The organism is Novosphingobium sp. Fuku2-ISO-50, assembly GCF_001519055.1.
Lineage (GTDB): Bacteria > Pseudomonadota > Alphaproteobacteria > Sphingomonadales > Sphingomonadaceae > Novosphingobium.
This window is the reverse complement of record NZ_KQ954285.1, coordinates 529,014-541,532: the sequence shown is the minus strand read 5'-3', so window position 1 is coordinate 541,532 and position 12,519 is coordinate 529,014. Positions and strand designations below refer to the sequence as shown.

Genomic DNA, 12,519 nt, shown 5'->3' with positions numbered 1-12,519 from the left:
GTCGGCGGCCCGGCATCAAGCGATCAGCTTGCCGCCTTGGCCCGACCGCGCTTGGGCGCAGGCTTGCGACCGAGGCCGATCTTCTTGGCCAGTTCGCGGCGCTTTTCGGCATAGGCCGGAGCAACCATCGGATAGTCGGCCGGAAGATTCCAGCGGGCGCGATACTGATCAGGAGTCAAGTTGTAGCGCGTAGCCAGATGCCGCTTGAGCATCTTCAGCTTCTTGCCGTCTTCAAGGCAGACGATGTGATCGTTCTTGACCGAAGAGCGAATCGAAACCGCCGGTTCCGGAGTCGGTTCTGCCTGCGGTTCCGCCGGCTTGAGACCTGCAAGAGCCGTGTAGACGTTGGTGATCAACGTCGACAGGTCGCCAACGGCAACGCTGTTGTTGCTGACATGGGCAGCGACGATATCGGACGTAAGCGTAATCAGCGTCTCGCGCAGATCATTTTCAGTTTCGGACATTGCGAACCGACCTTCTTTCTGATGGTTACCCGTTTTTACTATTGGCCATGCTATTGATATTGCTGGCTTTTTGCCGATCAGGTGGATCGACTCTCCCATTCGACAGTGGCCATATAGACCATGCATATTCTTAAACAATCAGGTATTGCACGGCAACGAGAAAAATTACGAAAATTACACAGTCAACTTGTTTCGGAATGGATTCATTCGATGACGAGTTCCTGTGTAATCGCGTCAATCCGCTCTCCGTTCAATGTGCGATAATACCGAGGGCGTATTCCGATCGGTCGAAAGCCATGGGCCGCATAGAGAATACCCGCCGGATTGTTGCGGCGCATTTCCAGCAGCAGTCGTTTTTTGCCGCGTTGACGGGCGCTTTCTATAAAACGCGTCAGCAACAGGTGTCCAAGCCCGCGTCGGCGCCATGCCGGTGCAATCGCGAACAGAAGCAGTTCTTCTTCGTCAAACAAACCGCGCGACAGAAAAAAGCCCGCTGCATTTTCGCCTTCGTCGAGGTTCGCTTTGCCGTCGGGGGCGATCAGTCCATGATGCGTGCCCGCCAGCAACAGCGAGTCACTGACCTGGCGGCGGTTCCAGGCTTCGCCGAATTCCGGCGGAAAAGCGGTCTCCATGATAGCCATGATACGGTCGACATCGTCGAGCGGAGGGAGCACCGGCGGGTTTCCTTGCGTCAGGCCGTTTGCGGTGTCGCGGCGGGAGGCGCCGCAACCGGCAGGCGCGCATCCGGTGCCCGGCCATAGACCGGGCTCGTCTCGTCGCGCCATGTCGCTGCGTCGAGCAAGCCAAAGGCGCGCGCGTCGGGACGGATGGCGTGCGCCAGAGCGCCGGTTCGTGTCGCTACGGCCGCAGCCTGGCTGCCGGCAATGACACGTGCAGCGGCGCGCTCGATCGCCGCCTCTGGCAAGAGCGAGGCAAGCGGCGCCTCGGGCTCGCCGGTGGCGGCAAACGGCTGAAAGAACCATTCGCCGTGCCCGCCGGACATGACCACATCGATGGTCGAGCCCGGATATGCGTTCTGCGCCATCGCCGCGACCAGATCCAGGCAGCCATAACCGCCCACGGTGGATCCCCAGGCAAGCCCCAGCGCACGCGCAGCCGCAATTCCCACGCGAATGCCGGTAAAGCTGCCCGGCCCGAGATTGACCATGATGCGCGCCGCACGTCCGTGTCCGGGAAGCGCGGCGATCATCGGAACCAGGCGTTCGGCATGACCCCGGCCAAGCTCGATGTATTCGCCGGCCAGTAAAGTGCCGCCTTCGAAAAGTGCGACCGAACAGGCCTCGGTCGCGCAGTCGATGACAAGCAGGCGCGCGTTCACAGCCGATCCGCCATCACGCGATGGGGCCGGGCACGGCGGAGGCGGGCTGTGTCATGGTCGGCAAGTATTCCTGGATCGGGCGTTCAGGCTGCGCGCACTTCGTTCACTTCGGGAACATAATGCTTCAACAACGATTCAATACCGTTCTTGAGCGTGGCCGTCGACGAAGGGCAGCCCGAACAGGCGCCCTGCATCTGCAGGAACACGACGCCGTCGCGAAATCCGCGATAGATGATGTCGCCGCCGTCGTTGGCCACCGCCGGGCGCACGCGCGTCTCGATCAGATCCTTGATCTGGTCGATCACATCGGCATCGGCGGGATCGTCGGCGAAATCGCCGTCATCGGCTTCAGGCACGGCGAAATCGGCGCTGGCCACGGCGAACAGCGGCGTTTGCGAGACGAAATGGTCGAGCAGGACGGCAAGCACTTGCGGCTTGGCATCGCTCCACGCCGAACCCGGGGCGATCGTGACCGACACGAAATCGCGCCCGAAAAATACCCCCGTGACATCACCCAGGCTGAACAGGGCCTGCGCCAGCGGCGAAGCGGCGGCTGCCTCGTCAGAGGTGAATTCGCGCGTACCCGTCGCCATGATGACTTCCCCGGGCAGGAATTTCAGCGTGGCCGGATTGGGCGTCGTTTCAGTTTCAATGAACATGATTCGCATTTAGATCAGGGGGGCATCGGGTCAAGGGGCGCGGGGTCTAATACGTCCAAACAGTTTCGAAAAACCGGCTTTTTGCCTCATGCGAGGGGCTATGCGGTGTTTCCCCGCTGGCGGGCGCGTGTCGCGCGCCTTATGCGCATGGGCATGATCAAGCCCTCGTTGCGAATCGCATCCGCCCTGTCCGCGCTCCTTTTGTGCGCGCCCAACCTTGCCGCGGCTGCATCGGCGGCCGAAAAGCCGTCCGTTGCCGGGGCGATCATCAAGCTGCCGTTGCAGCCGGTGGTTTCGGCGGACTTGCGCGCCTGTTCGGCCAGGACGGCGTCGGGCCTCGGCTATGCGGCGCTGCGCGAGGGCGCCGGGGCGAAGCCGGGCAAGAGCGATTTTGTTCTGATCAGCTATATCGGTTATCTTGCCGCCACGGGCCAGGTGTTCGACCAGAACCAGGGCACGCCGCTCAGCCTCGACAATGTCATTCCCGGTTTTGCCGAAGGGCTGCAACTGATGCCGCGCGGCAGCGTCTATCGCCTGTGCGTTCCCGCGACGCTGGGGTATGGCGCGGCGGGCGCGGGCGAAGCGATTCCGGCCAATGCGGATCTCGTTTTCCAGATCGAACTGGTCGATTTCAAGACCGCTGCCGAAGTCGAAGCGATGCGCAAGGCGCAGGAAGCCGGCGAAGCCAAGGGTGCGCCAGCCGCTCCGGCCGCACATTGATTCCGGGCTGCTGAAATGTGGGGCCAGTGAAATGTGGGTGGGGCAGGTCTTTGCCCGCCTATTCACTGGCCCTTCATTTTTGTGCGCCCTATAGTCCCGGAATATGGCTTCCCAGCGTCGGCGCATTGCGCGTTTCGGTCTTGTTGTTTCCCTCCTTGCCGGCGTCGTGCTTCCCACCGGGGTTGCCGGTGCCGCGCCGGCGACGGACGTCCCCTGGCTCTACGTCGGGTCCGACGTGCCGCACGACTCGCAGTGGACTTTCGGCATTTTGCCGAACGGCCTGCGCTATGCGGTGCGTCACAACGGCGTGCCGCCGGGGCAGGTGTCGATCCGCGTGGTCGCCGATGTCGGCTCGCTGTATGAAACCGATGCTCAGCGCGGATATGCGCATCTCATCGAGCATCTGACGTTCCGCGATTCCAAATACCTCAAATCGGGCGAGGCGATCCCGACCTGGCAAAAGCTCGGCGCGACGTTTGGCAGCGACACCAATGCCGAAACCAGCCCGACCGAGACAGTCTACAAGCTCGATGTGCCCAATATATCGCCGCCCACGCTCGATGAAACGTTCAAGCTGTTGTCGGGGATGATCGCGGCGCCGATCTTTACCCCGCAAGGAGTTCGGACCGAAGTGCCGATCGTGCTTGCCGAAATGCGCGAGCGCCAGGGGGCCGAGATGCGCGTCATCGAAGCGACACGCGCGGCGTTCTTCAATGGCCAGCCGCTGGCCGATCGCTCGCCGATCGGCAAAGTCGCAACGCTCGAGGCCGCGACCGCCGAGAGCATCAAGGCGTTTCACGACAAATGGTATCGCCCCGACAACACCGTGATCGTGGTTGCCGGCGATGTCGACCCGGCGAGCCTGGTCGAGGAAATCCGCAAGTGGTTTGGCGATTGGCAGGCCATCGGCAAGAAGCCGCCGCAGCCCGATTTCGGCGAACCCAAGGCGCCCGCCGACAATCGCCGGGCAAGTCCCGGGGCAAACCCGGTCGATGGAACCGCCGTGATTGTCGAGCCCGATTTGCCGCGCGTGTTCAACGCCGCGATCCTGCGCCCCTGGCACAAAGTCAACGACACAATTGCCTATAACGAGGGCAATATCATCGACCGGCTGGCGCTGGCGCTGATCAACCGTCGGCTTGAAGCGCGCGCGCGCGGCAATGCCAGCTTTCTTGTTGCCTCGGTCGACCAGAGCCGCATCAGCCGCTCGGCCGACGCGACGCTGCTTACCGTCACCCCGCTTGGCGACGACTGGAAAACGGCCGTGCGCGATGCGCGCGCGGTGATTGCCGATGCTTTGGCAACGCCGCCGAGCAAAGAGGAAATCGCCCGCGAAGTCGCCGAATTCGATGTCGCCTACAAAGTTCCTGTCGAGACGCAGGAAACCGAGGCCGGCTCGAAACTGGCCGACGAGATTGCCGAAGCGGTCGATATTCGCGAAACGGTCGCCAATCCCGATACGGTCTATTCGATCTTCAAGAAGACGATCCCCCTGTTCACGCCCGCAACGGTGCTGACGCATACCCGTGCGATATTTGCAGGGACAGTCGAACGCGCGGTCCTGATCACGCCCAAGGCGAGCGACGGAACGGCGCAAGATGTGCGCGCGGCGATGCTGGCGCCGGTCGACGCCGCCGCCGGGAGCCGGGTCGCGGCGTCAAAGCTGACATTTGCCGACCTGCCGCAAATCGGCGCCCCCGGCAAAGTCATCGACGATGTGCCGACCGGCCTGCTCGGGATCGAGCGCATGACATTGGCCAACGGGGTCAAGGTTCTGCTTTGGCCCAATGATGCCGAGCCGGGGCGGATTATCGTGCGCGTGCGTTTCGGCGGCGGGTTTGCGGCCATCAATCCGAAAGATGCGGTCTATGCCGCGCTCGGCGATGCCGCGCTGATGGATAGCGGCTTTGCCCGATACGGGCGCGAAGATCTCGACCGGCTGGCCACCGGGCGCAAGCTCAGCCTCGATTTCGACATCACCGACAAGGCGTTCGGGTTCTATGCCGATACCCGGCCCGACGACTTGGCCGATCAGCTCTATCTGTTCGCGGCAAAGCTCGCCATGCCGCGCTGGGACGATCATCCCGTATCGCGCGCGCTGGCGGCGGCACGGCTCAATTACGAAAGCACCAACGGTTCGCCGATCAAGGTGCTGCAGCGCGATCTGCCCTGGCTGATCCGCGACGGCGATCCGCGCTTTGCCCAGCCCAATCCGGCCGAGCTGGCCAAGGCGACGCCCGATGGTTTCCGCCGTGTTTGGGAACCGCTGTTGCAGCAGGGGCCGATCGAAGTCGACGTGTTCGGCGATTTTCCGCGCGAGGCCGGGATTGCCGCGCTTGAACGCACATTCGGCGCGCTGCCGATGCGCACGCCGCTTGCGCTCGCGCCGCTGGCGCCGCATCTGCCCGCGCACAACGAGACGCCGCTGGTGCTGACGCATCGGGGCGACCCCGACAGCGCGGCGGCGGTTGTCGCCTGGCCGACCGGGGGCGGGCGCATGGCCTTGCGCGAATCGCGCCAGCTCGGTCTGCTGGCCGAAATCTTCCAGAACCGGCTGTTCGACGTGATGCGCGAAAAGATCGGGGCAAGCTATGCCCCGCAAGTCAGCTCGTCATGGCCGCTCGATCTGTCTTCGGGCGGGTATTTCGCCGCGACCACGCAATTGCGTCCGGGTGATCTTGCCGCGTTCTTTGCCGCTGCCGATACGATCGCCGCCGATCTGGCCGCGGCGCCGCCCAGCGCGGACGAGATCGCGCGCGTGACCGAGCCGATGAAGCAATGGATCACCCGCCTGTCGACCGGCAACGGGTTCTACCTCGATCAGTTGCAGGGCGGCGCGCTCGAACCGCGCAAGATTGCCGACTTGCGCTCGATCCTGCCCGATTCGTCACAGACCACGCCCCAGGAGATGCAGGAGCTGGCCAAGCGCTATTTGAAGCCCGGTGTGGCGTGGAAGCTGGAAGTCGTGCCTGAAAAACGCTGATTTGGCTGCGATTGCGCCCCATCGATCATTGTAATCGGAACGCTCCCTTTGCTTTTGCGCCGTTGCACGCTTATCTCGCGCGCTCGGCCGACTGTCGGCCGTGATCCAAGGACGAGGAAACGTGGCAAGCAACTGGAATGCGCATAGCTGGCGCGGGCAAGAGGCGCGGCACATGCCGGTCTATCCCGATGTGGACAAGCTTCAGGCGGTCGAAGCGACCCTGACGAGCTTTCCGCCGCTGGTGTTTGCCGGCGAGGCGCGTGCGCTCAAGTCCGATCTTGCCGAAGTGGCGGCGGGTCGCGGTTTTCTGCTCCAGGGCGGGGACTGCGCGGAAAGCTTTGCCGAATTCCATCCGAACAACATCCGCGACACCTTTCGCGTGCTGTTGCAGATGGCGGTGATCCTGACTTTTGCCAGCAAGCAGCCGGTGATCAAGGTCGGGCGCATGGCCGGGCAATTTGCCAAGCCGCGGTCGTCGCCGATGGAGCGCCAGGGCGATGTCGAATTGCCGAGCTATCTCGGCGACAATATCAACGGCATCGATTTCACCCCCGAATCGCGCATTCCCGATCCGGATCGCATGTTGCGCGCCTATTCGCAGGCGGCGGCGACGCTCAATCTGCTGCGCGCCTTTGCCGGCGGCGGCTATGCCAATTTGCGCCAGGTCCACCAGTGGACGCTCGACCATATTGGCAAGAGCCCGTGGGCGGCGAAGTTCAGCGAAATGGCCGACAAGATCGGCGAAGCGCTCGACTTCATGGAAGCGTGCGGGATCAATCCCAAGACGGTCCCGCAATTGCAGGGCACCAGCTTCTTCACCAGTCACGAAGCGCTGCTGCTGCCTTATGAAGAGGCGATGACGCGGCAGGATTCGCTGACCGGCAAATGGTACGACACCAGTGCGCACATGCTGTGGATCGGCGATCGCACGCGCTTTGAAGGTTCGGCGCATGTCGAATTCCTGCGCGGGGTGGACAATCCGATCGGGCTCAAGTGCGGGCCGAGCCTTGCGCCGGACGTCTTGTTGAAGCTGCTCGACACGCTCAATCCGGCGCGCGAAGCAGGGCGGATCACGCTGATCAGCCGGTTTGGCCAGGACAAGGTCGAAGGAGGGCTGCCCCCGCTGGTCCGCGCGGTTGCGCGCGAAGGCCATCCGGTGGTGTGGTCGTGCGATCCGATGCACGGCAATGTGGTCAAGGCCGACAACGGCTACAAGACGCGGCCGTTCGACCGTATCCTCAGGGAAGTCGAAGGCTTCTTTGCGGTGCACCGCGCCGAAGGCACGCATGCGGGCGGCATTCATATCGAAATGACCGGCCAGAACGTGACCGAATGCACCGGCGGTGCCATCGCGATCAGCGAAGAAGGCCTGGCCGATCGCTATCACACCCATTGCGATCCCCGGCTCAATGCCGCGCAGTCGCTGGAGCTGGCTTTTCTGCTGGCCGAATCGATCAATACGCAGCGCGCCATGGAAAAAGCCGAAGCGGCCTGAATTTTTCGGAAAACACGAAAGGGGCGCGGCAGGTGACTGCCGCGCCCCTTTTTTGTGTCGGTCTTCTCGATCAGAAGCTCAGGCGGACTGCGCCGGTGACCGTGCGACCGTTAAGCACCTGGGCATTGACCACGCCCGTTTCGGGCAGGTTCGACGCGCTGGCCTGAACGATCGCGAGCGTGTTGAACAGGTTGTAGACATTGAGCCGGACCGAGACCCGCTTTGCCGGACGCAGTTCGACGAACGGATTGACCAGTACATAGCCCGGCTGCTTCAGCCCCTGGTTGTCCTCGGCATAGCTGCTGGTGACGCCCATCAGGTTTGCGCCGATCGACATCAGCCTGTTTTCGAATTGCGGCATGGCAGTGAAGTAGAAATTCGGCTCGTGACGGGGGGTGTTGCCGTTGAGCGCGGGATCGTTGGCATCGCTGTCGATCTTTGCCTTGGTGTACGTCGCGCCAAGCCGCAGGCTGAATGGCCCGTGGCGTGCCTCGCCTTCGACTTCGACGCCTTTGGCGCTGTATTTGCGGTCGATCGGGATCACGACCGCCTGACCACTGGCGTCGGCGGAGATCTGGTAATTGCTGTCGATGGTCGAGGCCCAGAATGCCGTCACATAAAGCGTCATTCCGCCCTGACGATACTTGGCGCCGATTTCGGCCTGCTTGACCGGATCATAGGCGCTTGCCGGGTTGGTCAACTGGCCGGTGGCGGGGTTGATCGAAGGCGGATAGAGCGCGCGCTCGGCGCCGGCCCGACCGCCGCGACTGTACCGGGCAAAGGCCGACAGGTCATCGGCCAGACGGTAATTGGCGCCGACTGAATAGGACACATAGTCATAATTGTAATCGACCAGACCCGGCTGCGACAGCGGGAGAACGGCGACCTGCGTTTCGGGCAGCGTGATCGGGCCGGAACCATTGAGATTGACAGTGGCAGTGCCGATGCGTCCGCCGCCAAGGTCGTCGCCATAGACGTTGCCGCTTACACGACCGGCGTCATAGCGCAGGCTGCCGCCCACCGCGAGCCTGCCGAGCTGGTAGTTGATCGAGCCATAAGGCGCAAAGACGCGGAAATTGACATCGTAATAGTGATGGTAGTCGTTGCCCGTCGGCGATGACAATCCATAGGACAAGGTGCCCTGCTGGGTGAGCAGCGCGCCATTGGCAGTGGTGAGGTCGAGCAGCGTGCTGTTGCCGCCGCCCGCATAATCGCTGATCTCGGTGTTGAAATTCCACATCATGTTGACGTCTTGCGACGAGGCATAGACACCCGCAGTGGTGGTCAGCTTGCCGCCGCCAACGGCCCAGACGCGGCTCGCGCGCAAGTCGTTGGTGACGTTGTTCAGGCTGTTGAGCGCGACATTGATGCGCAAGTTGTAGGCGGCAAGGCCATTGCCGTTAAGCGCGGCGGGATTGGTGATCGCGGTCCCCGTCTGCGGTCCGTCGGCATAGCTGAGCGTCGCGCCCTGGCCGCCGAACATGGCGGCAATCGCAGCCGCCGGCGCAATCGCCAGCCCTTGCGTTTCATTGTACGCCCCGCTGATTTCGGAATAGCGGAAACGGTCGGTAACGGTCCAGCCGGCGATGTCGAACTGGCTTTCCAGACCGATCGAGCGCACTTTGCTGCGGTTGCCCTGATGCAGGTTGATCAGTTCGGGATTGTTGTTCTGATCCATCCCCAGCGTCGAGCCGATATAGCGCGATGAGGCCGTGTCGGTGCGCGCGTCGAAACCGGGCAGCACGCTGTAATGCGGGCTGGCGTCGGTGCCGCTGACCGCCACCGGGGCCAGAGCGTAGTTCGGCTCGCGGTCGTCGAGCACTTTGACATAGAGCCGGACATATCCGGCGTCGAAACTGCGCGTGACGTTGAACTTGATCTGCCCGCCCTGATAGGCGTCATAGCCGGTCGCGCGCGGGCCTTCGCCCTGTCGGTAAAAGCCGCCGATGTTGAAGCGCAAGTGATCGTCAAGCTTTGCGCCATAGTCGAAGTCGACCCGGCCAAGCGAATAGTTGAGCCCCGACGAGAGTTCCAGCGCGCCGCCGTCGACTTCGCCGGTGTGCGAGATGAAATTGACCACGCCGCCGGGCGAATTCGACGCGAACGTCGATGCCGAACCGCCCCGGATCGCCTGAACCTGGCTCAGGCTGAGATCGGTGCGCAGGAAGGCGGTGGACGTGCCGAAATGGATGTCGCCGAATTCGAGGACGGGCAGGCCATCTTCCTCGATCTGCATGAATTTCGAGCCGTCGGCGGCGAGCGGAAGACCGCGGATGGTAATGGCGGTGAGGCCGTCGGTGCCCGAGGTTTCGGCGCGGATACCGGGGATATTGCCGATCACTTCGGCGACCGAACGGGTGCCGATGCGGGCGATGTCGCCTTCATCGAGCGTGCTGGCGGAAATGGCGGTGTCGAGCAGGTCGCGCCCTTTGGCGACGCCGGTGGTGAACGCACTCTTGGCCGGGGCAGGATCGGCAGCGGCATCGCCGACCGGACTGTCCGCCCAGGCGCTGAGCGGGAAGAGCGCGGTCGTGACCGCGAGCAGGGTGATTGTTTTCCTCACGAAAGTCCTCTTGCCTGTTATACCTTGTGAGCGCTGTGATGCTTGGCGGTGATTAACGGCTTGCAGGGCATGCCATCCGCGCGATTGCGGATCGGGGGCGGGCGCGGGCGCCGATCGCTGCGGAAAACGAGGCTTCGCGATCCGCGCCGACCCGCCGAAGCGCGCCGCGCTCCGGGCGTTTTTACATATTCCGATCAGATGGATGGACGTTCCCGGCAAGGCTTTGCCGGGCACGCGGTGCGATCGCGGCCTGTTGCCCGGTAAACGATCCGGGCGTGTCGTTGCGTATCCGGGCTGCCGCACATGGTTAATCCATGGTGCCTATCGCGGACGGGATAGGCGCCGACCCTGGCTGAGTCCGGTGTCAAACGGAACAGGGCCAAGGACGGTGCTGCGGCGCAGTCGTCCAAAGTCTGCCGGCGGAGAATTCCTGAATGCTCAATTCGCTCAACATCCAGCGCAAGCTTGGTCTGTCGTTTGTCTTCGTGATCGCTTCGGCTGCGGTGATGATGGCCGTTTTCCTGGCCAATATCCTGATGATTCGCTCGGTGAACGATCGCAACGATCACAGCCAGCAGATCCATGCCGAGGCGCAGGCGCTCGAATCCGCGTTGCTGCGTCAGAACAGCCAGATGCGCGGCTATCTGGTGACCGGAGATGAGAGCTATCTCAAATCTTACTACGAAGCGCGCGACGATTTCGATCATACCGCCACGACGCTTGAGGCGCAGTTGTCCGATCCCGACAAAGTGGCGCTGGTGCGCAGCGCGCGCGCCGACACGCTGGCCTGGCGCCGCGACTGGGGCGACCGGCTGATTGCCGAAGTCAAGGCAGCCGGGCGCGAAAGCGCCGAGGCCGATGTGCGCGCGGCGGGCAAGGCGGTGCTGATCTCGCGGCCCGTGCTGACCTTGCGCGCATTGCGCGATGCCGAAGACAAGCTGATTGCGGTCAACACCGCGCGGCAACAGAACGCGATCACCACCGCGCTGATCACGCTCGTCCTGGGCGGAATCGCGATGATCGGGCTCGCGCTGATCCTGTCGCGCAAGCTGGGGCAGGGGATCGCCCGCCCGATCGTCGCGCTGACCGGGGTGATGTCGCAGCTCGCGGCGGGCAACCACGATGTGCATGTCCCCGATGCCGATCGCGAGGATGAACTGGGCGACATGGCGCGCGCGGTCGGGGTGTTTCGCGATGCGGCGCGCGACAAGCTGGTCGCCGAACGCAATGTGCGCACGGCGGTCGAGGCCATCGGCGCTTCGCTTCATCGCCTTTCGACTGCCGATCTTACCCACCGGCTCAATGCCCTGCCGACCGAATTCGCCGCGCTTGCGGTCGACTTCAACGCGGCGATGGACAAGCTTGGCGCGGCGATGCTGGTGGTGCGCGAAGGGGTAAGCTCGATCGGGAGCAATGCGGGCGAGATCCGCGACGCGGTCAGCGAGCTGTCGCAGCGCAGCGAGCAACAGGCGCTGAGCCTTGCCAATTCGTCGCGCTCGATCGAGGAAATCACCGGCCTGATGCGCGAAGGCAGCGCGCAAGTGACGCGCGCCAACAGCGCGATGAGCGATGCCCGCGCCGAAGCCGAAGCGGGCGGCGGCATCGTGCGGCGCGCGATCGAGGCGATGAACGGCATCGATCAGGCCAGCCGCGAAATTGCCGAGATCACCACGCTGATCGACGGGATCGCATTCCAGACCAACCTGCTGGCGCTCAATGCCGGGGTCGAGGCGGCGCGCGCGGGCGAAGCGGGCAAGGGCTTTGCCGTCGTTGCCAGCGAAGTGCGTGCGCTTGCCCAGCGCTCGACGGCTGCGGCGCAGGACATCAAGGTGCGGATCGGATCGGCTGCCTCGCACGTCCGTCAGGGCGTCGAACTGGTCGACGAGACCGGGCATTCGCTCGAACGGATCATCGAACGCGTCGGCCATGTCAGCGGCGCGATCGAAACCATCGCCGAAACCGCCTCGCGCCAGTCGCAGGCGATGGACGCGGTCAGCCGGTTGATCGTCGACATGGACCGGACAACGCAGCAAAACGCCGCGATGGTCGAGGAAACCACCGCCGCGACGAATCTCATGGCCGAGGAAGCGCACAAGTTGGGCGATGCGGTGGCCGCCTTTACCGTCAGCGACGAACCGGCGCGCGTTGCGCATGGCCGCCGCAGCGGTCCTCGCGCGATTGCTGTCTTTCCCGCTCTGCGCGCGCCTGCGCCCCGGCCCGTGCCGGTGGCGCGCACGACGAGCGCGGCTGTGGCCGCAGAGGATGACTGGTCCGAGTTCTGATAGAGGCGTGCCCG

At 63.6% G+C, this 12,519-nt stretch carries 9 protein-coding genes; 4 read left to right on the top strand and 5 right to left on the bottom strand.

Annotated elements, in window-relative coordinates; all coding sequences use genetic code 11:
• Nucleotides 1–23: 23 nt before the first annotated feature.
• From AQZ50_RS02440 to AQZ50_RS02425, 4 genes are all read right to left on the bottom strand, one after another.
• On the bottom strand, nt 24–464 hold the full coding sequence (locus AQZ50_RS02440; RefSeq protein WP_067741967.1) for a Ros/MucR family transcriptional regulator: 441 nt from the start codon (nt 462–464) through the stop codon (nt 24–26).
• Nucleotides 465–667: 203 nt separating this feature from the next.
• Nucleotides 668–1,138, bottom strand: a complete 471-nt coding sequence (locus AQZ50_RS02435; RefSeq protein WP_067741965.1) for a GNAT family N-acetyltransferase — start codon at nt 1,136–1,138, stop codon at nt 668–670.
• 17 nt (nt 1,139–1,155) lie between these two features.
• On the bottom strand, nt 1,156–1,803 hold the full coding sequence (tsaB, locus tag AQZ50_RS02430) for a tRNA (adenosine(37)-N6)-threonylcarbamoyltransferase complex dimerization subunit type 1 TsaB (protein WP_067741962.1): 648 nt from the start codon (nt 1,801–1,803) through the stop codon (nt 1,156–1,158).
• Between the two features lie 83 nt (nt 1,804–1,886).
• On the bottom strand, nt 1,887–2,462 hold the full coding sequence (locus tag AQZ50_RS02425; protein WP_067741958.1) for a NifU family protein: 576 nt from the start codon (nt 2,460–2,462) through the stop codon (nt 1,887–1,889).
• A 153-nt stretch (nt 2,463–2,615) separates the two neighbouring features.
• On the opposite strand from AQZ50_RS02425, the gene AQZ50_RS02420 reads away from it, so the two are divergent.
• The 3 genes from AQZ50_RS02420 (at nt 2,616) to AQZ50_RS02410 (ending at nt 7,660) form a co-directional block, all read left to right on the top strand.
• Nucleotides 2,616–3,182, top strand: a complete 567-nt coding sequence (locus AQZ50_RS02420; RefSeq protein ID WP_082703375.1) for an FKBP-type peptidyl-prolyl cis-trans isomerase — start codon at nt 2,616–2,618, stop codon at nt 3,180–3,182.
• A gap of 103 nt (nt 3,183–3,285) precedes the next feature.
• Nucleotides 3,286–6,165 carry a M16 family metallopeptidase gene (locus AQZ50_RS02415; RefSeq protein ID WP_067741955.1) on the top strand — a complete coding sequence of 960 codons (2,880 nt, stop codon included), beginning with the start codon at nt 3,286–3,288 and terminating at the stop codon, nt 6,163–6,165.
• 121 nt (nt 6,166–6,286) lie between these two features.
• Nucleotides 6,287–7,660 (top strand): class II 3-deoxy-7-phosphoheptulonate synthase, encoded by a 1,374-nt coding sequence (locus AQZ50_RS02410; RefSeq protein ID WP_067741952.1) that lies wholly within the window; start codon nt 6,287–6,289, stop codon nt 7,658–7,660.
• Nucleotides 7,661–7,730: 70 nt separating this feature from the next.
• Here the strand turns inward: AQZ50_RS02410 and AQZ50_RS02405 are convergent, their stop codons facing one another.
• Nucleotides 7,731–10,223 carry a TonB-dependent receptor gene (locus AQZ50_RS02405; protein ID WP_231730069.1) on the bottom strand — a complete coding sequence of 831 codons (2,493 nt, stop codon included), beginning with the start codon at nt 10,221–10,223 and terminating at the stop codon, nt 7,731–7,733.
• 434 nt (nt 10,224–10,657) lie between these two features.
• On the opposite strand from AQZ50_RS02405, the gene AQZ50_RS02400 reads away from it, so the two are divergent.
• The gene (locus tag AQZ50_RS02400) at nt 10,658–12,505 is read left to right on the top strand and encodes a methyl-accepting chemotaxis protein (protein WP_067741951.1); all 1,848 of its coding nucleotides are present in this window, start codon (nt 10,658–10,660) and stop codon (nt 12,503–12,505) included.
• The last annotated feature ends 14 nt before the right edge of the window (nt 12,506–12,519 follow it).